We start from the raw sequence: 23,418 nt of genomic DNA, 5'->3' as shown, positions 1-23,418 counted from the left end.
CCATGGTCAGATTGTCTTGAAAAATGGGCCGGAAGGGATTGGTGGAGCCAATCGGAATCGAACCGACGACCTCCTGAATGCCATTCAGGCGCTCTCCCAACTGAGCTATGGCCCCGTCCAACCGGCCCGCGCCGTCAGCGATGACGTGCGGGTGGGCGGGGTATAGCTGTGCCCTGTTTCCTTGGCAAGCCCTGTCCGTGGATTTTTTCCGCCATGTCGGGGGAAGGGAAGTTCCCTTCTTTTTCTGAAGAAAAAGAAGCAAAAAGACTTCTGATCGTTCAGGGACATCGCGTGCCCCCCAGCCCAAGGCTCCTGAACGAATCAAAGTTTTTTGGTTCTTTTTTTCAAAAAAGAACAGAAACCCTACGTCAAAATCACCCCATGCTGGCGCAGAAACCCCAGCAGCGGCAGCAGAGGCAGCCCCAGAATGGCCGTATGCTCGCCCGTCACCCGTTCGAACAGGTGAATGCCCGGTCCTTCCAGCCGATAGGCCCCGACCGAGGCCAGGACGGCTTCGCCTTCCAGATCCAGATAGGCATCGAGGAAGGATTCGGAAAACCGCCGCATGGTCAGTTCCGGCCGGGCGACATGCTGCCAGATTACCTGCCCGTCGCGCATCACCACCACCGCGCTGTGCAGCACATGTGCCCGTCCGCGCAGGTCCAGCAACTGGGCCCGCGCCGCCGCGCGGTCGGCGGGCTTCTCGAACCACACGCCGTCGCATTCCAGGATCTGGTCGGCGCCGATCACCACGCAATCGGGCTCGTGGATGCGCCGCGCCTTGAGTTCGGCGAGCAGCAGCGCGCAGTCGCCGGCCGACAGGCCCTCGGCGCGTGCCGATTCCCGCACCGTGGCTTCGTCGATGCGGGCAGGGCGGGTTTCGACGCGGATTCCGGCCTGTTCCAGCAGGTTGCGCCGGGTGGTGGACTGGCTGGCCAGTACTATCCGGGGCGACTCGGCCTGTAGAAGAGTCGCGATTAGTACTAATGACGAGTCGCTCATGCGCCGGCTCTCCGTACTAAAAAAAAGAAACCCTGTGATCGGACCGAACGAGTACTGGGGTACATGGGGATAGTACTCCAGACGCTTCTTGATCGTACCGAGTACCGTGGACAACCCTCACAGCCGCCGACACGGTGGGTTGTACACAGCCCCTTGTCGGCACATTCGGGATAACTCATCTAACCTTATGAATCCCTGTGTGAATGGAACTGTACACCTTGTGGGAAAGACGGGGTACGTTTTTGGAAATGCGGGTACCCCGTCATCCACAGGGCCTATTAACCTCCTCAGCGTTTCTTTCTTCTTATTTCATGTTTAGAGGTTGGTCCGGAAATCTGGTGACGGCGTACCGGACCTTGATGTGCGGTCCTGTCATCCCCGAGAAAAGTACGGGATAGTCCCGAGATGAACGATGTGACGGCGGACAGGCGATGACGGATACAGGCAAACCCCTTCTGCGGGTCCTACAGGGCGAGGCCGTGTGGCCCCCGCCGCTCTGGCTGATGCGCCAGGCCGGCCGCTACCTGCCGGAATTCCGTGCCCTGCGCGATCAGGCGGATTTCATCACCCGCTGCATGACGCCCGATCTGGCGACCGAGATCACGCTACAGCCGATCCGGCGCTACGCCATGGACGGGGCGATCCTGTTTTCCGACATCCTGATCCTGCCCTGGGCAATGGGCCAGTCGCTGGAGTTCGTGCACGGCACCGGGCCGGTGCTGGGGCCGATCCGCAGCCAGGCCGATCTCGACCGGCTGGACCCGAAGCGGGTGCCCGAGGCGACGGCACCGGTGATGGAAACCCTGACGCGCCTGCGCGGCATCCTGGACGGCCCGGATACGATCGGCGCCGCGCAGGGCGGCCGCACCACATTGCTGGGCTTTGCCGGCGCGCCGTTCACGGTGGCGTGCTACATGGTCGAAGGCCATGGATCGCGGGAGTTCGAGGCCACACGCGGCATGGCCTATGCCGACCCGCTGCTGTTCGACCGGCTGATGGCCCGCCTGACCGAGGCGACGGCCGAGATGCTGGTGGCGCAGATCGATGCCGGGGCCGAGGCGGTGATGCTGTTCGACAGCTGGTCGGGCCTGCTGCCGCCCAGCCAGTTCCGCCGCCACGTCATCGCGCCCACCCGCGCCATCGTGCAGGAAATCCATGCCCGCCGGCCCGGCGTGCCCGTGATCGGTTTCCCGCGCCTGGCCGGGGTGATGGCGACGGAATATGCGCGGGAGACCGGGGTGCGGGTCATCGCGCTGGATACCGGCGCGGACATGAATGCGATGCGCGGCCTGCTGCCCGACAATATGGCGCTCCAGGGCAATCTCGATCCGCTGCTGCTGCTGGCGGGCGGCGATGCGATGACGCAGGAAGCCCGTGCCATCCGCGACGCGATGAAGGGCCGGCCGCATGTCTTCAATCTCGGCCACGGGGTGGTGCCGGCAACGCCGCCCGAGCATGTGGGCGAACTGGTGCGGGCAGTCCGGGAGGTCGGGCCATGAGCCTGGACGCGCTGCCCAAGGCCGTTCGTCCGGATGGGCGGCTCCGCCTGGTGATTTTCGATTGCGACGGCGTGCTGATCGACAGCGAGGGCCCGTCCTGTCGGCTGGTGGCGCAGGAACTGCGCCAGATCGGCCTGGACTATGGTGACGAGGAAGCGGTGCAGCGTCTGGCCGGACGGGCCCTGACGCGCATCAAGGTCGAAGCCGAGGCAGAGACCGGCCGCAAGCTGCCCGACGACTGGGCGACGATCGTGCAATACAAGCTGGTCGACCTGATGCGTGAAGAGGCACGCGTCATCGACGGCGCGCACGATATGCTGACAGCGGTGATCGGGCTCGATCTGCCGGTCCGGGTCGGTTCCAATTCCTCGATCGCCGAGATGGACGTGAAATTCGCCCGTACCGGCCTGGATCGGTTCGTGGCCGATCGGGTCCACTCGGCGCGCGACATGGGCAAGCCGAAGCCCGATCCGGCCGTCTATCTGCATGCGGCCGAAACCGAAGGCGTGCCGGCGGACGAATGCGTCGTGCTGGAAGATACCGATACCGGCGCCAGCGCCGCGCGGGCCGCCGGGATGGCCTGCGTGCTGCTGCGTCCGCTCGACCTGCCGGCACCGGATTGGCCGGGCCTGTTCCGGATCGGGCATCTGTCGGAATTCGCCCCCTTCCTGGAGCGGATTCAGGCCGCCCAGGCAGCCTATGGAGCCCGGTCTTGATCCTGGGATTCCTGCCCTGGCTGGCATGGTTCAAGGCGTTGCACGTGATGTCGCTGATCGCGTGGATGTCGGGCATGTTCTATCTGCCGCGCCTGTTCGTCTATCATTGCCAGGCCGCGCCCGGTTCGGCCGAGAGCGCGCGCTTCAAGGTGATGGAACGCAAATTGCTGCGCCAGATCATGAACCCGGCCATGATCAGCACCTTTCTGTTCGGCACCCTGCTGGTACTGACCCCCGGCACTGTCGATTGGCATGCCGGCTGGTGGTATCTCAAGATTGTCTCGGTGCTGGGTCTGGCAGGCTTTCATGGCGCATGCGCGCGCTGGCGCCGCGACTTCGCGGAAGACAGAAACACGCGGCCGGAAAATTTCTATCGTGCGGCGAACGAAATTCCGACCATCCTGATGGCTGTTGTGGTGATCATGGTGATTGTCCGCCCGTTCTGATCGTCAAACACACGGGCCGGCTTACGGAGGAAATGCGATGACGGATCATGTCTTCGGTTCGGACCGGATGAGGGCCCGCGTTGCCGGACACGGCGCGGAATTGCAGTCTCTGGTCGACGGGGCAGGGCAGGAACGTCTGTGGACGGGGCTGCCGGCCTGGCCGCGACGCTCTCCGGTGCTGTTTCCCATCGTCGGCCGCCTGCCGGACGATACGGCCTGGATCGATGGCCGACCCTTTCACCTGACCCAGCACGGTTTCGCGCGTGATCGCGCTTTCGCATGGCAGGATCGCCGGCCTGACGGATGCACGCTGGTCCTGACCGACGATGCTGACAGCAGAACGATTTTTCCGTTCCGTTTCGAACTGGCGCTGGATTATCAGGTCGAAGGCGCGACGCTGTACGTGCGCTACCGGCTGCATAATCCCGACCCGGTTCAGATCCTGCCGGCCTCGCTGGGCGCGCATCCGGCCTTTGCCTGGCCACAGCGCCAGGGCGTGGCCAGGCAGGACCATGTGCTGATCTTCGACCAGCCCGAACCCGCGCCGATCCGGCGGATCGATGGCGGCCTGCTCCAGCCCACGCCATTTCCCTCGCCGATCGTCGGGCGGACGCTCGCCTTATCCGACGATCTGTTCATCGACGACGCCGTCATCATGGATGACCCGGCCAGCCGCAGCGTAAGCTTTCACGCACCGGACGGAACAGGCGTGACGCTGGCCTGGGAAGGGTTTCGCGAACTGGGACTATGGACCAAGCCGGGTGCCGATTTCCTGTGCATCGAACCCTGGTACGGTTTTGCGACACCCCTGGGTTTTTCAGGCGAATTCACAAACAAGCCCGGCCTGCTGCATATCGGTCCCGGCGAGGAATGGCATGGGGCATGGTCGGTTGCCGTCGATTTGGGCTCCGCGTCCACCTGAACGATGTGCGGACGGTTCGCCAATACCCTGTCGCTGGAGCGGATGCGGCAGGCCTTCCATATCGCGGGCCCCGCGCCGGACTGGCTGCCCTCATGGAACATCGCGCCCCGCCAGCCCGTGGCGGTGGTGCGCCGCCATCCGGTCAGTCTCGACCTGCGGCTGGATCTGCTGTTATGGGGGCTGGTTCCCAACTGGGCGCACGACATGGGCCGGCAGCCGATCAATGCGCGGGCGGAAACCGTCGCGACGTCCGGCATGTTCCGCGCCGCCTTTCGCTCCCGCCGCTGCCTCGTCCCCGCGACGGCCTATTACGAATGGCAATCCGGCCCATCCCCCCGGCAACCCTGGGCCTTCGCCCGGCGCGACGGCCAACCCCTGGCCCTGGCCGCGATCTGGGAATCCTGGGAATATGAAGGCGATATCCTGCGCAGCTTCGCCATCGTGACCACGCAGGCCAATGCGGCAACCCGGCCGATTCACGAACGCATGCCCGTTCTTATCGCGGACCAGGATCGCGATGCATGGTTCGGCGCCCCGCCCGCAATCGCACAACAATTGCTGACCCCGGCACCTGCCGACATGTTGCGGGTGTGGCGGGTCGGCACACGGGTCAACAAGGTAGGCCATGACGGGCCGGATCTTCTGGACCCGGTCGACGGCGAAGTCTGAAAATCTTGTTGTCTAGTGATCATTTTTTATGAAAATTGTCATTTCACGAAATTGTTTTCTTGAAAATTGAAGCGGTAGTCGTTCTTTTTTGAAAAAAAGAACCAAAAAACTTTAACTCGTTCAGGAGCCTTGTGTTGGGGACATACGATGTCCCTGAACGAATGAAAGTCTTTTTGCTTCTTTTTCTTCAGAAAAAGAAGATGCGCTCTTCACGCAGGCAGACTTCCCCCGTCAGTGCCCCGTAAAAAAATCCCTGGTATCTTTCGCCGCGTTCGATCCCCAATGACCGACCTTGCGGCTGGTCTTTTCGGTCCATTGTCCCGTGGCGTGGGCGGCATCGACCGTGCCGTTGCGTAACGTGTTCCAGCTCTTCGTGCCGGTCTTCCTGCTCCACCGCGCCGTGCCCTGCGCGGCATTGACGGTTCCGTTGCGCACCGTCCGCCAGTCTTTCGCGGCGGCCTGACAGGTTTGCGACTGGCATGACGACGATCCGGCCGCGATGGCCCGAGGGGCTGCCACCACCAGCATTCCCGCGATCACGAATGCGTTGGCCTTGCTGAAAAATCCACGTTTCACCCGAATGGCTCCCTGTGTGTCCTCAGTTCTCTCCTGTGTAGCACCGGATCGGCGCGAGGATAGGGCACCGGAGACTCTCCGGGCGTGAACGACCACAGGGCACACGGCCGCATGCGTGATTGGACATGCAGGACGAACAGCATCCAGCCAGAGAAATTTTCAGTGATGAATCAGGGGATTGTCTAGGCAAGTGGTGGAGCTGAGGGGAATCGAACCCCTGACCTCCTCATTGCGAACGAGGCGCTCTCCCAACTGAGCTACAGCCCCACTGCCTGACGGGGTGGATAAATAGCGGGTGCAGGATGTTTGTCAAGCGCGTTTGGTCCCGGCCGGTGTTGTATGCTCCGGTAGGCTTCGATAGACTCATCGCCCGTTCAATGCAGGGATCATCACGTTGCTCACGCTTATCTTCGGCCTGCTGCTCAATGCCATCAGGCTCTATACATGGGTGGTCATCATTTCCTGCGTGTTCAGCTTTCTGTACGCATTCGGTGTCCTGGATACCCGCAGCCAGATGGTCTGGTCGATCGGCCGGTTCCTGGATCGGCTGACCGAGCCGGCGCTGCGGCCGATCCGCCGCATCCTGCCCGCCACCGGCAATATGGATTTCAGCCCGCTGGTGCTGCTGCTGCTGATCCAGTACGTGCTGACACCGCTGATCAGGCAGCTTTACTACACGATGGCGTTCAACTCGGGATTCTGACTTGCGTGTCAGATTTTATTCGCTTGTCACGACATCATCATTCATATTCTGGCCATATCGACAGGTTATATTCGGCAAAGAGCCAGAAAAAGGATGTGGTGCATGAACCGTCACTTCGTTGCCTTGTCGTTCGCGGCCATCATGGCGGCCGTATCGCTTTCCGGCTCGCGGTCGGCGCGCGCCCAGATGCCGTCGATGCCCGGCATGTCCGACATGGGGCAGGGCATGATGGGGACGATGGGCCTGCCATCGGTGTCCTCCGCCGGTTCCAGCAACCTGGTCGGGCTGCTGGGCTATTGCGTGCAGAACAATTTCCTGGGAGCCAGCACCGCCTCGCCGGTCATGAGCGCCCTCGGGCAGAAGGCCGGGATCAGCGGCCAGGGCGACAGCGCGTATCAGGCCGGCCAGCGCGGGCTGCTGGATACGGGCAACGGCAAGAGCTTCTCGCTCGCTTCGGCGGGGCAGGGCGTCAAGCAGCAGGTGACCCAGAAAGTCTGCAACATGGTGCTCAGCCGGTCTCAGTCGTTGCTGTGACCGGTCGCGACGGAAAGGCCCGTTTCAGACATGCGGTGGGGCAGGCGTAACGGTGTCTGTCGAACAACTGGCTGAAGCCTTCCTTCGGGTCCGGGCCGGGGCGTCTCCGCTGGATTCTCTTCCCGGCGGCTATCATGTTTCCTCGGAAGACGAGGCCTATCGCATTCAGCATGCGACGCTCCGGGCTCTGGGGGGCAGGGTTGCCGGCTGGAAGGTCGGGGCCCCTTCGCCGGATTCCGAACCGGCCACCGCCCCGATCCTGGATGCGACCCTGTTCGATACGGCGACGGTCCTGCCGCGCGGCCTGTGCCGCCTGATCGGGGTGGAGGCAGAGATCGCCTATCGTTTTGGCCGCGCCCTGCCGCCGCACGAGGCGCCATATACGGTGCAGGATGTGCGTGATGCGATCGAATCCGTACACCCTGCCATCGAAATCCTCGATACCCGTTTCGTCACGCCGGGTAGCCAGCCCGCGTTCGATCATCTGGCTGATCAGCAGAGCCACGGTGCCCTGTTCGTCGGCCCGGCTCTGACGGACTGGCACGCTTTGATGCCGACGCAAGAGCGGGTGACGCTCACGATCGACGGTCGCGTGGCGGTCGATCATGCCGGCGGCAATTCCGCCGGCGATCCGATCCGCATGCTGGTGTGGCTGGCATCGCATGCCGCCCGCTATGCCGGTGGGCTGGCGGCCGGCACCATCGTCACCACAGGCTCGACCTCCGGGACCGTCTTTGTCGAGCCCGGCACGCGGGTGCGGGCCGCGTTCGCCCATCTGGGTTCGCTTTCGCTGACCTGCTGACTGGAATCTGAAACACGCGCAACCGGGCGCGGGGACAGGGACGTTATCCTGCGATCCCCTCGTGTCGGCGCCACGCACGATGTGTAATATGCTTCACTGGCCATGGCTCTTGCCCCGCGGGAGCGAGCCGGGGCAGTAAAGGGAAAGGGGAGGCGGTGCATCCATTACCCGACAACCCACCGCATGACGGCGGGCCGACCGGTTCCACAGTGCTGGCGCGCGTCGTGCTTGAAGATGTCGAGAACGCGCTGACGAACAGCCGGGCGCGGCAGAACGACGTCAACCAGGCGATTGCCGACCTGCAGCAGACGGCCCGTTTCCTGCCCGAAGGGCTGATCGGGCCGTTCATCCTGCATCTGTCGGTTCAGACCAACGGCCTCGTCTTCGATGTGCGCGATGCGCGCGACAGGCCGCTGCGCATCTATCGGATCTCGCTCACCCCCTTCCGCCGCCTGATCAAGGATTACGTCCTGCTGGTCGACAGTTTCGACGAAGCGGTGCGTGAAGGGAACACGATGCGCATCCGGGCGATCGATATGGGGCGGCGGGGCCTGCATAATGATGGCGCCGCGCTGATGGTCGAACGCCTGCGCGACAAGATCGACATGGATAACGAAACCGCCCGCCGCCTGTTCACGCTGGCCAGTATTCTCCAGCAGCGGCGCTGACAGCGCTCAGACCTGCGCGGGGTCGACCACGAGTTCGATTTCAATCAGGGTGCCGGGGCTGTCGAATTCCGTGACCAGCCGCAGGGTGGTGCCGGGCCGGCCGGTGCCGAACGCGTCACGCAGCAGCGGAAAGCAGGACGGGAAACCGTCCGTGTCATGCATCAGGAAGATGATGCGCGTCACATCCTCCAGCCGGTATCCGTCGCGCGCCAGGGCACGGGCGCCACGGTCCAGGGCCACGCGGCATTGCTCCGTCAGGCCGGGCGGGTTTCCCGTTGCTCGCGGATCGATCCCGGTCAAATGCCGAACGTGGATCTCGTGGTCCGTCATGCCGTGCGTGATCTCCCACTTCGGACATCGATAACGAAAACGTCATATTCTGTTCACGGTGAATTTCAACCCTGAGGCGTCATTTTAACGGACATGGAACAATTACACTCGTCAAAGATTCAGGTTCATGGCAGTTGCGCGGCGCGCGACCGGCAGGGCGTGCTGCTGCTGGGGCCATCGGGCATCGGCAAGTCGGATCTGCTGCTGCGGCTGGTGGATTCCGGCTACGATCTGGTGGCGGATGATCGCGTGGTCCTGGAGGACGACCGGGCATCGGCCCCCCCGGCGCTAGCCGGGTTGATCGAGGTCCGGGGTATGGGGATCGCCCGCCTGCCGTTCGTGGCGGAAGCCCGCGCGGTCCTGGCCGTGCGGCTGGTCAGGCCGGAGGACAGGCCCGACCGCTTGCCCGCGGCGGCGCACGATCCTTTGACCGGCCTGCCGGAAATCCGGCTGGACCCGGCATTGCCCTCGGCTGTGGCGCGGATCAACCTGGCTCTTGACGGTCTGGCGGGGCGTTGCGAAATTTTAACCTTCGAGCAATTGTAATCCCCGCGCCTCTTCCCATGTCGGTTCTTTCAGTGTCCCATGCTTGGGGGACGGTGTCGTGAGCCCGCCTGATATCCAGGCCGCTCCCGTGCCCGAAGGTGTCCGGCCCTTGTTCAGCCAGGATTTCCCGTGACGGATTCTTCACTCGACGGAGCACCCGCGCCGCGCCGCATCCTGCTGGTCACCGGCCTGTCCGGGGCGGGAAAATCGTCGATCCTGCGTATCCTGGAGGATCTGGGATACGAGGTGATCGACAATCCGCCGCTGGGCATGTTGGATGAAATCGTGACCCGCGCCGAACAGCCGGTGGCGATCGGCGTGGACTCGCGCACCCGGGGTTTCGACGCGGCGGCCGTCATGGCTGCGCTGGGGCGCCTGCGCGTCAATCCCGGCCTGCAGGCCGAGCTGATCTACGCCACCGCCGAGGAAAGCGTGCTGCTGCGCCGCTACACCGCCACCCGGCGCCGCCATCCGCTGGCGATGCGCGGCGCAGTCAAGGAAGGGATCGAGGCCGAAATCGAACTCACCGCCCGCCTGCGCGCGGCGGCCGATATGGTGATCGACACGTCGGACCTGCCGCCGCCGGAATTGCGGCAGGTGGTCGAGACGCGGTTCGCCCCCCGTAGCGACCGGCGCGGCGGCGGCCTGACGGTGGCATTGATGTCCTTCGCCTTTCCCGCCGGCCTGCCGCGCGAGGCCGACATGGTGTTCGACGCCCGGTTCCTGCGGAATCCCTATTACGTCACCGAGTTGGCGACTAAGACCGGTCTGGATACCGAGGTGGCGGATTATGTCGCCGCCGACCCGGATTATCCGCACTTTCTGGAGCAGATCGACGCCATGCTGGGGCTGGTGCTGCCCCGCTTCGTGCGCGAGGGCAAGAAATACGCCACCATCGCCATCGGCTGTTCCGGGGGCCGGCATCGTTCGGTCACGATCGTCGAGGCCCTGGCCGAACGTCTTGCGGAATGCGCGGGAACATGCGAGAGGCCAGCGAAGGCGCCTCGTATTGACATTGGTGTGGCGCCGTCCGATCTCCCTTCATCAGGGACGGACGAGCAGGGTGCATGGTCGGTTATCGTCATGCATCGCGAACTGGCGCGGCAAGGCAGATATCGTTGGCGATGGGCCAGCCGGCCGAAGGAGCCTGTGACGGACGTCGTGGAAGGGCGATATTCTTCATGATCGGTATGGTCCTCGTTACCCATGGCGCGTTGGGCGAGACACTCAGGCGCGCGATGGAGCATGTGGTCGGACCGCAGGAACAGCTCGCGACGCTGAATGTCGAGGCCGGGGATGACCCGGTGTTGCGACGCGTGGACCTGGAAAAGATGATTGCCGGCGTCAACACGGGCGACGGCGTCCTGCTGCTGACCGACATGTTCGGCAGCACGCCCTCCAACCTGGCTATTTCCATGATGGAGAATGCGCGGGTCGAGGTCCTGGCCGGCGTCAACGTGCCCATGCTGGTCAAGCTGGCGCAGATCCGCAACGCCCATACGCTCGAGGAATGTGCCGATCTGGCCGAAGGCGCCGGGCGCAAATACATCTCCACCGCCTCGCACCTGCCGCCGCAATGTCTGGGCGGCGCCCGGAGCTGCCTGCTGGGCGAGCAGCGGGCGGCGGTCGGCTGAGGACACATGTCCGGCACTGACACGTCTTCTGGCGGGCTTGATCCCCAGGACCCGAATGTCCTGTCCGTAACCGCCGCGATGGTCAATCGCCGTGGCCTGCATGCCCGTGCGGCCGCCCGTCTGGTGACGGTGGCCGAACAGTTCGACGCGAATGTCGAGGTCCGGCGTGGCGACCAGACGGTGTCGGCGCGCTCGATCATGGGACTGATGATGCTGGGCGCCGGTCGCGGGGAATCCGTGACGCTGATGGCCACCGGATGGGATGCCCATGCGGCGATCGAGGCCCTTATGGCTCTGATCGAGGCTGGCTTCCATGAAGACGACTGACGGGCCCGACCAGACTTCACCCCGCCGGCGGCGGCGCCCGCGCGGCGCGGCCCCCGCGACCGCGCCGCCCGAAATCCGCCTGAGTGGTGACGCCACGGTCCGGGGCATGGCCATTGGTCCGGTGATGCTGGTGCTGGAAAGCCCCGCGCCGGATATCGATGCCGCCGCCCGCACCGACAATCCGGAGCATGAACTGGAACGGCTGGGTGAAGCGATCGAACGCTCGGTGCGCCAGATCGAACGGCTGCGCGACCGGCTGGCGATCCTGCCCGAGGACGGCCAGATCGAGATCGGGTCTCTGCTCGAGGTCTATCGCCGGATGCTCGGCCCGTCGCGCCTGCAACGCGGGATTCACGAACGCATCGTCCGCGACGGACGCACGGCCGAACTGGCCGTCCGCGAGGAGACCGAAAGCCTGGCCCAGGCCCTGCTGCGCGACGGGGCTGAAATCGGCGGCGAAGACGCGGCCGCCGCCCAGCGCCGCGCCGGAGAGTTTCGCGAAATCGGCCAGCGCCTGGTGCGCAATCTGGGCCGTACGCCCTTCCGGTCCTTCAGCGCGATGCCCGCGGGTACGGTGCTGGTGGCCGAGCAGTTGCGCCCCGCCGACGCGGCCCTGATCGATCCGTCACGCATCGTCGCGGTCGCGACCGAGGAGGGCGGATCGACCGACCACACCGCCATCATGCTGCGCGCACTCGGAATTCCCACCGTGCTGGCCGCGCATGGGCTGACCGCCCATGCGCGCGACGGCGCGACTATGGTGGTGGACGGCACGACCGGCCACGTGGTGATCGATCCCAGCGCGGAGACGCTGGAGGCCGCGCGGCGCGGGGTGGCGGACCATGCGCGCGAACGCCAGGCGCTGGGCCGCCTGCGCCGTCTGCCCGCCCGCCTGTCCAGCGGCGAGAAGCTGCAATTGCAGGCCAATCTGGAACTGCCGGCCGAACTGCCGCTGATCGCCCAGTCCGGGGCCTCGGGCATCGGCCTCCTGCGCACCGAATTCCTGTTCATGAATGCCGCAACCATGCCGGACGAAGACCGGCAGGCGGCGATCTATGCCGAAATCATCGGCACGATGGCGGGCGACACGACCACGATCCGCGTCGTGGACTGGGGGGGCGAAAAGCATAGCGAAGCCCTGGAGCGCGCCGGGCTGAGCCAGGAAGGCGATACCATCAATCCCGCGCTGGGGATGCGCGGGCTGCGCCTGCTGCTTCGCTATCCCGCCGTGCTGGAAACCCAGTTCGCCGCGATCCTCAAGGCCTCCGTCGCCGGACCGGTGCGGGTGATGCTGCCGATGGTGACGGTCGTGCCCGAACTGCGCGAGGCGCGGGAGATCTATCATCGCGTGGCCCGCCGTCTGCGCCGCAAGGGCGTCCAACTGGGCGACACCCTGCCGCCGCTGGGCATCATGGTCGAAACCCCGGCAGCGGCCATCATGGGCGACGCGCTGGCGCAGGAAGCCGAATTCCTGGCCATCGGCACCAACGACCTGACGATGTACACGCTCGCGGTCGATCGGGGCTCGGCGGAGGTCGCGCCGCTCTATCACCCGCTTCATCCGGCCGTGCTGCGCCTGATCCAGGCCGCGACCGAGGCCGCGCTGCGCCAGTACCGCCCGATTTCGCTCTGCGGTGAGATCGCGGGCGACCCGCGGGTGGTGCCGCTGCTGATCGGGCTGGGCCTGCGTTCATTCTCGATGACGGCCTCGGCCGTGCCCCGGGTCAAGAAGGTGGTGCGCGCCCTGTCCTTCGAGGATTGCCGCCGCCTGGCCCACCGGGTGATGGAAGCCTCGGACGTGGCCGAGGTGACGGGCCTGATCGACGATTTCGCCGCCGGGACCTGAAGGCGATGGACCGGCCAGCTGGCACCGTCCGGACCATGGGCCTGCCCTGGCAGGACCCGGACGATGTGCTGTGGGCATGGCGGGACGAGCCCTGGCTGGCCTGCCTGGACAGTGGTGGCGAGTCCGGACCCCGCGCGCGCTGGGTCATCCTGTGCCGCCATCCCGTCCATGTGCTGGACTGGCGCACCGGGGATGGTACCGATCCTCTCGCGGCGCTGCGCGACCTGCTGGCTATGGCGCCGGTCGCGGATGCCGGGCCATGGCCGTTCGCCGGCGGGGTGATCGGCTTCGCCGGCTACGGCGTGGGGCGATGGGCGGAAGGGATCGCGACCCGCCATGCAGCCGATCCCACCCGGCCGGACCTGGCGGCGGCCCTTTATGACCACGCGGTGCTGTTTGATCGCGTGCGCCACCAGGTGCATCTGGCGACGATCCGTGCGGACGCTGAGGGGCTGTTCGACGCATTCCATGCCGAATGGGCCGCGCTGCCATCGGCCCCGCCGCCGGCAGCCCTGCCGCGCGCCATGTTCGTTCCCGACCGCTCACCGGGACACTATGCCGGCGCCGTGGCAGCGGCAGTGGAGCGGATCGCGGCCGGCGAGATCTTTCAGGTCAATATTACCGGCCGGCATGTCGCCAGACGGCCGCCGGATCTGGCCGATATCGACATCTACCGGGCGCTGCGCAGGGCCTCGCCGGCTCCGTTCGGGGCCTGGCTGGCGTGTGGGGGCAGGTTCAGCCTGCTGTCGGCCTCGCCCGAGCGGTTCGTGCATCTGGGGCGCGACCGGGTGGCCCGCACAAGGCCGATCAAGGGCACCCGTCCACGCGGCACCACGCCGGAACTGGATGACATCCAGCGGGCGGAACTGGCCGCCGACGACAAGGAGCGGGCGGAGAACCTGATGATCGTGGACCTGATGCGCAACGATCTGGGCCGCGTGGCGCGGATCGGCAGCGTCGGCGTGCCGGAACTGCTGTCGGTCGAAACCTTCGCCCATCTCCACCATCTGGTCTCCGAGGTCGCGGCAACGCTGGCGCCAGGACAGGATGCCATCGACCTGCTGCGTGCCTCCCTGCCGCCCGGATCGGTGACCGGCGCCCCGAAACATCAGGCAATGCGGCTCATCGATGAATTGGAGGCTTCGGATCGCGGGCCCTATTGCGGGATCGTCTTCCGCATCGGAACCGACGGTGCCATGGACAGTTCAGTCATCATCCGTGCCCTGGCCGCGACCCCCGATACGATCGTGGCGGCGGCGGGCGGCGGGATTACGATTCTGTCCGACCCCCAGCGGGAATATGCGGAAATGTGCCTGAAGATCGCCCCCCTGCTGGCCCTGTTCGGCGATCGTCCGGCCGAGCCTGCGCCATGAATGTCCTGTGGCTGGACGGCCGGCTGGTCCCGCGGCACCAGGCACGGATCGACCCCGCCGATCGCGGCCTGACGCTGGGCGACGGGCTGTTCGAGACCATGCGTGTGTCCGGCGGCCATATCGCCCATCTGCCCCGCCATCTCGACCGGCTGCGGCGCGGCGCCGAGATGCTCATGTTTCCGGCACCCGATCTGGATGCGATCGAGGATGCGCTGGGCCAGGTGGTGCGCCGGAATGCGCTGGACGAGGGCGCGCTGCGCCTGACACTGACGCGCGGCTGCGGCCCGCGCGGCCTGCTGCCGCCCCCGCGCCCACAACCAACGCTCCTGATCGTGCCCTTTCCGGCCACCCCCGCGCCAGGGCCGGCGCACCTGATCATCAGCACCCGCATCCGGCGCGACGCGGATTCCCCCCTGTCGCGGATCAAGAGCCTGAATTATCTGCCCAATATCCTGGCCCGGCTGGAAGCCGAACAGCGCGGAGCCGATGACGCACTGCTGCTGAACGGCGCCGGCCGGGTGGCCGAAAGCACCGTCAGCACCGTGCTGGCCCTGCGTGACGGGCGTCTGCTGACCCCACCGGTCGAGGACGGTGCGCTGCCCGGCATCGCCCGGGCCGTGCTGCTGGCGGCAGGTCTGGTCGAGGAAGCATCGCTGATGCCGGCCGACCTGTCCGGCGGCATGATTCTGGTCAACAGCCTGTCGGTGCGGCCGGTGGTCAGTCTGGATGGCGCGCCTTTGGTCATGGCGCTGGACAGGGTTGCGGCGGTGCGGCAGGGCCTCTTCTTTTTCTGAAGAAAAAGAAGCAAAAAGACTTTCGTTCGTTTGGCATCCAACGATGTCCGCAGGATTTCCCTTAAGAAATCCAAAGTTTTTTGGTTCTTTTTTTCAAAAAAGAACAGAAGAGCTTCCCCGTGGACTCGACGACCCTGCCCACACATCTGTTGCCCCCCAGGACCCGCTTGGATTAAGGACGCGGCTTTCCTGCCTGCCCCATCCTGAAAGGCCGCCCCCGCGATGACCCAGACGCCAGTGCCGGTCCGCCGTGCCCTGATTTCCGTTTCCGACAAGACGGGATTGCTCGACCTCGCCCGCGCCCTGGTGGCGCATGGGGCCGAGATCCTCTCGACCGGCGGGTCGGCCCGCACGTTGCGCGAGGCCGGGGTGCCCGTGACCGAGGTGTCGGACCATACCGGCTTTCCGGAAATCCTCGACGGCCGGGTCAAGACGCTGGTGCCGCAGATCCATGGCGGCATCCTGGGCCGTCGCGACCTGCCGGCGCACGTCGTGCAGATGGAACAGCACGGGATTGCGCCGATCGACCTGGTCGCGGTGAATCTCTACCCGTTCGAGGCTACGGTGGCCTCCGGCGCCGGCGCCGAGGATTGCATCGAGAATATTGATATCGGCGGTCCGGCGCTGATCCGCGCCGCCTCCAAGAACCATGATCACGTCGTGGTGCTGACCGACCCCGCGCAATATGGCGCCATCATCGCGGCGCTGTCGGAAGGCGGCACCACGCTGGAGGCCCGGCGTGCGCTGGCGGGTGCTGCCTATGCCCGCACCGCCGCCTATGACGCCGCGATCGCCGCCTGGTTCGCGGCCCAGCGCGGCGATGCGCTGCCCGAGCGCCTGACGGTGGCGGGCCAGCGCCGCGAAAGCCTGCGCTATGGCGAGAACCCGCACCAGCAGGCAGCCTTCTACGCCGACGGCAGCAAGCGCCCCGGCGTGGCTACAGCGCGGCAGATCCAGGGCAAGGCCCTGTCCTACAACAACCTGAACGACACCGATGCGGCATTCGAGGCGGTGGCGGAATTCGACGCGCCGGCGGTGGTGATCGTCAAACATGCCAATCCGTGCGGCATCGCGACCGCCGACAGCCTGTCGGCGGCATGGGACCTGGCGCTGCGCTGCGACCCGGTCTCGGCCTTCGGCGGCATCGTCGCCCTGAACCGGACGCTGGATGCCGAGGCCGCCGCACGCATCGCCGCGATCTTTACCGAGGTGATCGTGGCGCCCGACGCAACGGACGAGGCGCGGGAGATCCTGGCCCGCAAGAAGAACCTGCGCCTGCTGCTGACCGGCGCGATGCCCGACCCGGCCGAGGGCGGGGTGATCATCCGCTCGGTCGCCGGCGGTTTCCTGGCCCAGACGCGCGATAATGGCCGCATCGTCCCCGGCGAACTGAAGGTGGTGACGCAGCGCGCCCCCACCGAGGCCGAGATGGCGGACCTCACCTTCGCCTTCCGCGTGTGCAAGCATGTGAAGTCGAACGCTATCATCTACGCCAAGGACCAGGCCACGGTTGGGATCGGCGCGGGACAGATGAGCCGCGTGGACTCCGCGCGCATCGCCGCGATCAAGGGGGCGGAAGCGTCACGCGCCGCAGGCCTGGACCAGAAGCTGACGGCCGGCAGCGTGGTGGCGTCCGACGCCTTCTTCCCGTTCGCCGACGGGCTGGAGGCCGCGATCGCGGCAGGGGCCACCGCAGTGATCCAGCCCGGCGGCTCGATCCGTGATGACGAGGTGATCGCCGCCGCCGACCGTGCCGGCATCGCCATGGTGTTCACAGGTATGCGTCACTTCCGGCACTGATCCTCTCCCTCAGGGGATTGCCGCGTCGACCGGGATGGATTTCAGTATCCAGCCCGGCCGAACCGTACCGGGACGATATGACAAAGACGATCAGGCAGAGACGAGAGCAGGCATGGCGAGTTTGCGGCATTCCCACCTTCTTCCGGCGGTGGCCGGCCTGTCAGCCCTGATCGCCGGACCGGCGATGGCGGCCAGCCAGCCGGTCTCGGCCTATGATTTTTCCCCTCTGCCGGTCATCACCGGCACGGTGGCGCATTATCTGCCGATGCCGGGCGGCGACATCGACGGGCTGATCCTGACCGACGGCACCGAAATCCTGTGTTCGCACGAACTCGGGCTGGCGGTGGCCAGCCTGGTCAAGCCGGGCGAGAAGATTTCGGTGCGCGGCCTGCGCGGCCGCGACCTGCCGATCGTCCGCGCCTACGAGATTGAGGACCAGCGCGGCCGTGCGGTCGAGGACGCCGAGACGATCTCGGCCCGGCTGCCGGTCACCACGTCCGGGCCCGATATCGTGGTGGACGGCACGGTGCGCGCGCCGCTCTACAGCCTGCACGGTCGGCTGGTGGGCGCGGTCATGCAGGATTACAGCACGGTTCATCTCGCCCCCGCCGAAGCGGCGCGGCTGACCGCCTGGCTGAAGCCCGGCCAGACCCTTCATGCGGTCGGGAATGGCAGTACCAGCGCGCTGGGAACCGCCATCGACGCCCGCGAGATCGGCCCGTCGATGGAGCAGACCATCCATGTCGCCCCGGCGGCGGCACCGGTGGCCGGCCCCTTCCCCGGCAGCGCGGCCTATGATGAAATCCCGGGCGGCAGCGTTCATCCGTAAGTTATTTATGCAAAAATAGCGTCTCTGATATTCGTTTTTCGCATTTATAAGGTGCCGTCCGTGCCCTTGGGGGCGTGCATGCCGGGAACTGTCACCCATTCCGCGCGTGACAGACCAGGGGCGCCTCTTTTCCGTGTCCTGAAACAAAAGCGTTTGCTTGACAGGTTTCTGCCGCGTCGTTAGCTAGCGCCTGCACCCGCCTGGAGGTGTAAAAATTGGGTAAGGAAACGGACAGCTCCCGTCAGGCCTTCGACAGGCGCCTGAAGCAGGCCATGGATCGGAACAATCCCGACCGGGCAGCCGAGGCAGCGTTGCAAGGCAGCGATATAACCACCGTGGGCACTGTTCTGCGGGCCGGCACCGAAATGGTGGCGGGCCTGGCGGTCGGGGTCGCGATGGGATGGGGGCTTGATCGATGGCTGGGCTGTCGCCCGGTATTCCTGATCCTGTTTTCGTTGCTGGGCGGGGCCGCGGGCGTACTGAATGTCTGGCGTCTGGTCAGGCCACAGGATGCCCTGGAGGACAAGCCGGGCCCGCACGCGGGGCCGGAGCGGTAGAGGGAAGACGAAGTTGGCGGCCGGATCCACCATCGACGCATTGGGTCAGTTCGAGCTCCATCCCGTTCTGGGTGGCTTGGGCGAGGCGCTGCGTTTCAGTCAGTCGCCCCTCATGATGATCGTGGCATCGGTCGCGGTGCTGGCGTTCCTGTATGTCGGCATGCGTCCCAAGGCCGTAGTGCCCGGACGCCTGCAGGCCGCCGCCGAAATCTGCTATGATTTCATTTACAACATGGCCGTGGATACGATCGGTCCGGAAGGGCGCGCGTTCTTCCCGTTCGTCTTCACGCTGTTCTTCTTCATCCTGGCCGGCAACTATCTGGGCCTGCTGCCCTTCTCCTTTGCCTTCACCAGCCATGTCGCCGTCACCGTCGCGCTGGCGCTGATGGTGTTCGTGCTGTCGGTGATCGTTTCGCTGAAGGCGCAGGGCGCGAAATTCTTCGCGCATTTCATGCCCGCCGGCGCGCCGGTCGCGCTGGCGCCGCTGCTGGTGCCGATCGAAATCCTCTCGTTCCTGTCCCGTCCCGTGAGCCTGTCGATCCGTCTGTTCGCCAACATGGTGGCCGGTCACGTGATGCTGGAAATGTTCGCCGCCTTCACGATCATGCTGGCCGGGCTCGGACTGATCGGCGATGCGCTCGCCGTCGGTCCCGTGGTCATCAATGTCGCGCTGATGGCGCTCGAATTGCTGGTGGGTGCGCTGCAAGCCTATGTCTTCGCGATCCTCACCTGCATCTATCTGCGGGAGGCAGTCGCGCACTGACCGCGGCGCCGCCCCAGCCCTTTTGAACGCCTGAACCAAACAAGGAAAGCCTCGCTATGGACATCGCTGCAGCCCGGGAAATTGGTGCCGGTATCGCCGTTATCGCCCTCGCCGGCGTCGGCATCGGCCTGGGTAACATCTTCTCCACGCTGGTCAGCAGCATCGCCCGCAACCCCGCCGCGCGCCCGCACGTGTTCGGCCTGGGCATGCTCGGCTTCGCCCTGACGGAAGCCGTGGCCCTGTATGCCCTGCTGATCGCCTTCCTGATCCTGTTCGTCTGAGACCGGAGACCAACGTGGCACGTTCCGCGGCCTCAAGCATCCGCCGGGTGGCGTCTCTCCTGACGCCGCTCGCGCTGGCCTTGCCCGTGATGGTAATGGCCGCGCCGGGCGCGCGGGCCGTGGGCATGCCTCAGCTGGATTTCTCCAACCCCCTCGTCATCGGCCAGGTGGTCTGGGGCGCCGTGATCTTCCTGGTGCTGTACCTGCTGCTCAGCCGGTCGGCGCTGCCGAAGGTCGAAGCGGTGCTGACCAGCCGCCGCCAGACGATCGACAACGATCTGGATATCGCCCGTCGCGCCAAGGCCGAAGCCGATAGCGCGGTGGACGAACTGCACCAGGCCCGTCGCAGCGCGATGGCCGAGGCCCAGGCGAATGTCGACAAGGTGATCGAGGATGCGCGCCTCGCCGCCCTGCGGCAGACCCAGGACATGAACGCCCGCCTGGCCACCGAGATTCATGAGGCGGAAGCCCGCGTTGCGGCCGCCCGGACGGCGGCCCTCGGGTCGCTGCGCCAGATCGCGGACGAGACAGCGCAGGTGCTGGTGCGCCAGGTGACTGGTACGTCGGTGCCCGCCGATGTGGTGGCCCGGACGGTCGATCACGCCGCCACGGCGCGCGGCCTCTGATCGCGACACAGTAAGGAACAGGTTCAAGACCATGCTGCACGAACCCCGTTTCTGGACGGCCGTCGCCTTCTTCCTTTTCTTCGTCCTGTTCGGCAGGAAGATCTGGGCACCGCTGGCCACCGCCCTCGACGCGCGGGCCGAGCGCATCCGCGCCGACCTCGACGAGGCCGCGCGCCTGCGTCGCGAGGCCGAGCAGATGCTCGAGGATGCCACGCGCGAGCGTGAGGCCGCGCTGGCCGAGGCCCGCGCCCTGGTCGAGCATTCGCTGGCCGAAGCCAGCAGGATTGCCGAGGATGCGCGGCGCGAGGCCGAAGCCGTGGCCGCCCGGCGCGAGCAGATGGCGCGCGACCGCATCGCCGCCTCCGAGCGCAGCGCGGTGCGCGAGGTCCGCCAGGTTGCGATCGACGTGGCGGTCCAGGCCACGCGCGACGCGCTGGCCCTGGCACTGCCGGCCGAGACCGGGCAGCAGATCGTCGACCGTTCGATCGCCGACCTGCCGGCCGCCCTGTCGCATCGCGCCGCCTGAGCGGGACCGGTTTACTGGTCGCGCCCTCCAATCCTGACCGTTCCGAACCGCTCCTGTCCATTGTGGCGGCGGTTCTGAACGAGGTGGAAAATATCCGCCCGGTCTGTGTCGAACTGGCCGAGGCCGCGCGCGCACTCCCTCCCTGCGAAATTATATTCGTCGATGACGGTAGCACCGACGGTACGGTCGAGGCCCTGGTCGCGGCCCGGGCAGAAGGGGTGCTGCCGGAATTGCGTATTCTCAGCCACGATCGCCGGCTCGGCAAATCCGCCGCCCTGCGCACCGGCGTCGAGGCCGCACGCGGTCAGTGGGTCGCCACTCTCGATGGTGACGGGCAGGACGATCCCATGGAAATCGTCCGCATGCTGGACCTGGCGCTGAAGGCTCCGGGGCCGGCGCCTCTGGTGGTGGGCGTCCGCCTGCGCCGGCAGGACAGGCTGTCGCGGCGCCTGGCGACACGCTTTGCCAATGGATTGCGTCGGCGTCTGCTGCGGGACGGGTGCCCCGATACCGGCGCGCCGCTGAAACTGTTCCGGCGCGCGGACTTCCTGCGCCTGCCGCAATTCGAGGGCGTGCATCGCTTTCTGCCGGCCCTGTTCGGTCATTACGGCACGCCGCTGCTCTGCCAGCCGGTTCGCCACCGCAACCGGCTGCACGGATCGTCGAAATACACCAATCTGAATCGCGCGGTGGTCGGAATCCGGGATCTGCTCGGCGTGATATGGCTGATCAACCGCACGCGGTTGCCGCGCCAGCTCACCGAACGGTAAGAACCTGTTTCAGCAGGTCCGCCGGCGGTAGCCTGCGCATGGTTCGCGCCTTGCTTCCGCCCATTCATCAGTGGGCTTTTGAAGCAGGCTCTAATCGGTGCCGTGACCGGCGCGGTCCGGCACCCTCGACCGGGCACTTCCCTGTCCCGATCCTTCCCGAGGAGACGTGCCGGATGACACGGCTGACCGTGCGTCATTATCTTCTGCTCGCTCTGGGCGCCTTCCTGCTTCTGCTTCCCGGGCGGGCAAGCCTGCCGCCCCTGGACCGTGACGAGCCCCGTTATATGGAAGCCAGCGCGCAGATGCTGCGCAGTGGCGATTTCATCGATGTCCGTTTCCAGGACAAGCCGCGCTACCTGCAACCCGCTGGAATCTACTGGCTGGAGGCCGCCTCGGTGGCCGCCACCGGCACGCTGGAACAGCGCGCGGTCTGGGCCTATCGCATTCCCTCCCTGTTGGCGGCCACCGCCTCGGTGGTGCTGACGGCATGGATCGGCGCTACCTTGTTCGGCCCGGCAAGTGGGCTGCTGGCGGCTTCCCTGCTGGCGGTGTCAGTCCTGATGACGGCCGAAGGCCGCATGGCCACCATCGACAGCACCCTGCTGCTGACGGTGCTGCTGGCCGAAGCCGGCCTGCTGCGTGCCTATCTGGATCGCGAACGCGAACGGGACACGCCGGTTTCGGCGGCCCTGCTCTATTGGGCGGCGTTGGGGGCGGGCCTGATGCTGAAGGGGCCCGTGGTCCTGATCCCCGGTTTCGGTACGCCGCTGGCCCTGGCACTGGTGGAGCGGCGCATCGACTGGTGGCGCCGGTTGCGGCCCGCGTGGGGATGGCTGGTGATGCTGGCGATCGTCCTGCCCTGGTGCATCGCGATCGGTGTGGTCAGCCATGGCGATTTCTTCTCGCGCTCGGTCGGCACCAACTTCCTCGGCAAGGTTGCCAGCGGGCAGCAGGCGCATGGCCTGCCGCCGGGCTATCACCTGGCGGTCTTCGCCCTGGCCTTCTGGCCGGGGTCCATCTTCGCGGTGATGGCGCTGCCCTTCATCTGGGCCCGGCGCCATGCGCCGCCGGTGCGGTTCCTGCTCTGCTGGATCGTGCCGCACTGGCTGGTGTTCGAGGCGATCGCGACCAAGTTGCCTCACTACGTTCTGCCCACCTACCCGGCGATCGCCCTGCTGGCGGCGGCGGCCATCCTGACGACGCAAGACCGCTGGCACTGGCCCGCGTCGCGCCTCGCGCGCGCGGGGCTGGCGCTGTACGGCGCGCTGTGGCTGGCGGTTGGCGTCGCCCTGTCCGTCGCCGGGCCGGTGCTGCTCTGGCGGCTGGAACATGATGTCGTGCCGGCCTCGCTGCTGGTGCCCGTGGGTGCATTGCCGCTGCTGGCGGTCGCTTCCTGGCTCCTGTTCCGTGGTCGGGCCCTGCAGGCCGCGATGTCGGCGGTGGCGGCGGCGATCATTATTCATGTCGGCCTGTTCCTGACCGTGATTCCGGCCCTGAAGACAATCTGGCTCAGCCCCCGCCTGGCGGCCCTGGTCGACGATTACCGGCCATGCCCCGATACGCTGGTCGTCTCGCCCTCATTCTCCGAGCCCAGCCTGGTTTTCCTCGTGGGGCAGAACACCGTCCTGGTCGGCCCCAGGGAGGCGGCGGACGTGCTGCGCGACAACCGGGCCTGCGGCCTGGCGCTGGTGGACCGGAAGGATGAACCGGCATTCCGCGACCGCCTTCACGCGGATGGGCTGGATGTGATCGAATTCGGCCGGGTGTCCGGGTTGAATTATTCGACGGGAAAGCATCTTGATATCGGCCTGTTCGGCCCGACGCCGCCGTGAAGGAAGAGTGTTCTTTTTTGAAAAAAAGAACCAAAAAACTTTGATTC

28 protein-coding genes and 2 tRNA genes are annotated in these 23,418 nt (G+C 66.1%); 25 read left to right on the top strand and 5 right to left on the bottom strand.

The genetic code is table 11. The features are described from left to right. Positions 1-39: 39 nt before the first annotated feature. Together HLH29_RS09945 and HLH29_RS09940 are read right to left on the bottom strand one after the other, a co-directional pair. Positions 40-115 (bottom strand) — tRNA-Ala (locus tag HLH29_RS09945). Positions 116-363: 248 nt separating this feature from the next. Continuing rightward, positions 364-1,002, bottom strand: coding sequence for a Maf family protein (locus HLH29_RS09940; protein WP_182966300.1), 639 nt, complete (start codon positions 1,000-1,002; stop codon positions 364-366). Positions 1,003-1,433: 431 nt separating this feature from the next. On the opposite strand from HLH29_RS09940, the gene hemE reads away from it, so the two are divergent. Genes hemE through HLH29_RS09915 form a run of 5 tightly spaced genes read left to right on the top strand, consistent with a single transcriptional unit; the run spans position 1,434 to position 5,254 of the window. Continuing rightward, complete coding sequence (hemE, locus tag HLH29_RS09935; RefSeq protein WP_182966298.1) at positions 1,434-2,501, top strand: uroporphyrinogen decarboxylase; 1,068 nt, start codon at positions 1,434-1,436, stop codon at positions 2,499-2,501. Beyond that, entirely contained in the window at positions 2,498-3,217 is a 720-nt protein-coding gene (locus tag HLH29_RS09930; protein WP_182966296.1) for an HAD family hydrolase, read from the top strand. The genes hemE and HLH29_RS09930 overlap by 4 nt, the downstream gene beginning before the upstream one ends. After that, on the top strand, positions 3,214-3,663 hold the full coding sequence (gene hemJ, locus HLH29_RS09925; protein WP_182966294.1) for a protoporphyrinogen oxidase HemJ: 450 nt from the start codon (positions 3,214-3,216) through the stop codon (positions 3,661-3,663). The genes HLH29_RS09930 and hemJ overlap by 4 nt, the downstream gene beginning before the upstream one ends. Before the next feature lie 37 nt (positions 3,664-3,700). Then, positions 3,701-4,585, top strand: a complete 885-nt coding sequence (locus HLH29_RS09920; protein ID WP_182966292.1) for an aldose 1-epimerase family protein — start codon at positions 3,701-3,703, stop codon at positions 4,583-4,585. A gap of 3 nt (positions 4,586-4,588) precedes the next feature. Beyond that, entirely contained in the window at positions 4,589-5,254 is a 666-nt protein-coding gene (locus HLH29_RS09915; RefSeq protein WP_182966290.1) for an SOS response-associated peptidase, read from the top strand. Positions 5,255-5,485: 231 nt separating this feature from the next. Here HLH29_RS09915 and HLH29_RS09910 read toward each other — a convergent pair whose 3' ends face one another. Together HLH29_RS09910 and HLH29_RS09905 are read right to left on the bottom strand one after the other, a co-directional pair. After that, positions 5,486-5,830, bottom strand: coding sequence for a hypothetical protein (locus HLH29_RS09910; protein ID WP_182966288.1), 345 nt, complete (start codon positions 5,828-5,830; stop codon positions 5,486-5,488). Positions 5,831-6,021: 191 nt separating this feature from the next. After that, positions 6,022-6,097 (bottom strand) — tRNA-Ala (locus HLH29_RS09905). A gap of 127 nt (positions 6,098-6,224) precedes the next feature. Here HLH29_RS09905 and HLH29_RS09900 point away from each other — a divergent pair. The 4 genes from HLH29_RS09900 to HLH29_RS09885 all read left to right on the top strand — a co-directional run bounded on the left by HLH29_RS09900 (position 6,225) and on the right by HLH29_RS09885 (position 8,537). After that, a complete protein-coding gene (locus HLH29_RS09900) occupies positions 6,225-6,533 on the top strand; it encodes a YggT family protein (RefSeq protein ID WP_182966286.1) in 309 nt (102 codons plus the stop codon). A 102-nt stretch (positions 6,534-6,635) separates the two neighbouring features. Beyond that, complete coding sequence (locus HLH29_RS09895; RefSeq protein WP_246374085.1) at positions 6,636-7,067, top strand: YjjA family protein; 432 nt, start codon at positions 6,636-6,638, stop codon at positions 7,065-7,067. A gap of 52 nt (positions 7,068-7,119) precedes the next feature. Continuing rightward, a complete protein-coding gene (locus HLH29_RS09890) occupies positions 7,120-7,869 on the top strand; it encodes a fumarylacetoacetate hydrolase family protein (RefSeq protein WP_182966282.1) in 750 nt (249 codons plus the stop codon). Positions 7,870-8,024: 155 nt separating this feature from the next. Next, positions 8,025-8,537, top strand: a complete 513-nt coding sequence (locus HLH29_RS09885) for a UPF0262 family protein (protein WP_338029285.1) — start codon at positions 8,025-8,027, stop codon at positions 8,535-8,537. A gap of 6 nt (positions 8,538-8,543) precedes the next feature. On the opposite strand, the gene HLH29_RS09880 is transcribed toward HLH29_RS09885, so the two are convergent. Continuing rightward, on the bottom strand, positions 8,544-8,777 hold the full coding sequence (locus tag HLH29_RS09880) for a RidA family protein (RefSeq protein ID WP_246374083.1): 234 nt from the start codon (positions 8,775-8,777) through the stop codon (positions 8,544-8,546). 183 nt (positions 8,778-8,960) lie between these two features. Here HLH29_RS09880 and HLH29_RS09875 point away from each other — a divergent pair, with 183 nt between their 5' ends. From HLH29_RS09875 to HLH29_RS09800, 16 genes are all read left to right on the top strand, one after another. After that, the gene (locus HLH29_RS09875) at positions 8,961-9,413 is read left to right on the top strand and encodes an HPr kinase/phosphorylase (protein ID WP_182966278.1); all 453 of its coding nucleotides are present in this window, start codon (positions 8,961-8,963) and stop codon (positions 9,411-9,413) included. A gap of 129 nt (positions 9,414-9,542) precedes the next feature. Continuing rightward, positions 9,543-10,598, top strand: a complete 1,056-nt coding sequence (gene rapZ, locus HLH29_RS09870; RefSeq protein WP_182966276.1) for an RNase adapter RapZ — start codon at positions 9,543-9,545, stop codon at positions 10,596-10,598. Next, positions 10,595-11,047: a PTS sugar transporter subunit IIA gene (locus HLH29_RS09865; RefSeq protein ID WP_182966274.1), complete on the top strand. Its 453-nt coding sequence runs from the start codon at positions 10,595-10,597 to the stop codon at positions 11,045-11,047. The genes rapZ and HLH29_RS09865 overlap by 4 nt, the downstream gene beginning before the upstream one ends. A 6-nt stretch (positions 11,048-11,053) precedes the next feature. Next, on the top strand, positions 11,054-11,374 hold the full coding sequence (locus tag HLH29_RS09860) for an HPr family phosphocarrier protein (protein ID WP_182966272.1): 321 nt from the start codon (positions 11,054-11,056) through the stop codon (positions 11,372-11,374). Next, positions 11,361-13,220: a phosphoenolpyruvate--protein phosphotransferase gene (gene ptsP / locus HLH29_RS09855; RefSeq protein WP_182966270.1), complete on the top strand. Its 1,860-nt coding sequence runs from the start codon at positions 11,361-11,363 to the stop codon at positions 13,218-13,220. The genes HLH29_RS09860 and ptsP overlap by 14 nt, the downstream gene beginning before the upstream one ends. Before the next feature lie 5 nt (positions 13,221-13,225). Continuing rightward, complete coding sequence (locus HLH29_RS09850) at positions 13,226-14,593, top strand: anthranilate synthase component I family protein (protein WP_182966268.1); 1,368 nt, start codon at positions 13,226-13,228, stop codon at positions 14,591-14,593. Then, positions 14,590-15,387, top strand: a complete 798-nt coding sequence (locus HLH29_RS09845) for an aminotransferase class IV (RefSeq protein ID WP_182966266.1) — start codon at positions 14,590-14,592, stop codon at positions 15,385-15,387. The genes HLH29_RS09850 and HLH29_RS09845 overlap by 4 nt, the downstream gene beginning before the upstream one ends. A 222-nt stretch (positions 15,388-15,609) precedes the next feature. Continuing rightward, positions 15,610-17,187, top strand: a complete 1,578-nt coding sequence (gene purH / locus HLH29_RS09840) for a bifunctional phosphoribosylaminoimidazolecarboxamide formyltransferase/IMP cyclohydrolase (RefSeq protein WP_182966264.1) — start codon at positions 15,610-15,612, stop codon at positions 17,185-17,187. Positions 17,188-17,299: 112 nt separating this feature from the next. After that, a complete protein-coding gene (locus HLH29_RS09835) occupies positions 17,300-18,016 on the top strand; it encodes a hypothetical protein (RefSeq protein WP_182966262.1) in 717 nt (238 codons plus the stop codon). Between the two features lie 215 nt (positions 18,017-18,231). After that, a complete protein-coding gene (locus tag HLH29_RS09830; protein WP_246374081.1) occupies positions 18,232-18,573 on the top strand; it encodes an AtpZ/AtpI family protein in 342 nt (113 codons plus the stop codon). Between the two features lie 13 nt (positions 18,574-18,586). After that, positions 18,587-19,336, top strand: a complete 750-nt coding sequence (locus tag HLH29_RS09825) for a F0F1 ATP synthase subunit A (RefSeq protein ID WP_182966260.1) — start codon at positions 18,587-18,589, stop codon at positions 19,334-19,336. Between the two features lie 56 nt (positions 19,337-19,392). Continuing rightward, positions 19,393-19,617: an ATP synthase subunit C family protein gene (locus HLH29_RS09820; protein ID WP_012224283.1), complete on the top strand. Its 225-nt coding sequence runs from the start codon at positions 19,393-19,395 to the stop codon at positions 19,615-19,617. Positions 19,618-19,631: 14 nt separating this feature from the next. Next, a complete protein-coding gene (locus HLH29_RS09815) occupies positions 19,632-20,243 on the top strand; it encodes a F0F1 ATP synthase subunit B family protein (protein WP_182966258.1) in 612 nt (203 codons plus the stop codon). Positions 20,244-20,274: 31 nt separating this feature from the next. Next, complete coding sequence (locus HLH29_RS09810; protein ID WP_182966256.1) at positions 20,275-20,769, top strand: F0F1 ATP synthase subunit B family protein; 495 nt, start codon at positions 20,275-20,277, stop codon at positions 20,767-20,769. Positions 20,770-20,831: 62 nt separating this feature from the next. Continuing rightward, positions 20,832-21,539, top strand: coding sequence for a glycosyltransferase family 2 protein (locus HLH29_RS09805; protein WP_338030213.1), 708 nt, complete (start codon positions 20,832-20,834; stop codon positions 21,537-21,539). Positions 21,540-21,712: 173 nt separating this feature from the next. Further along, positions 21,713-23,371 (top strand): ArnT family glycosyltransferase, encoded by a 1,659-nt coding sequence (locus tag HLH29_RS09800; RefSeq protein ID WP_182966254.1) that lies wholly within the window; start codon positions 21,713-21,715, stop codon positions 23,369-23,371. The last annotated feature ends 47 nt before the right edge of the window (positions 23,372-23,418 follow it).

Origin of the sequence: Gluconacetobacter tumulicola, assembly GCF_014174215.1 — a bacterium.
Lineage (GTDB): Bacteria > Pseudomonadota > Alphaproteobacteria > Acetobacterales > Acetobacteraceae > Gluconacetobacter > Gluconacetobacter tumulicola.
The sequence above is the reverse complement of the archived record's forward strand: the minus strand, read 5'-3'. Positions and strand labels throughout refer to the sequence as shown.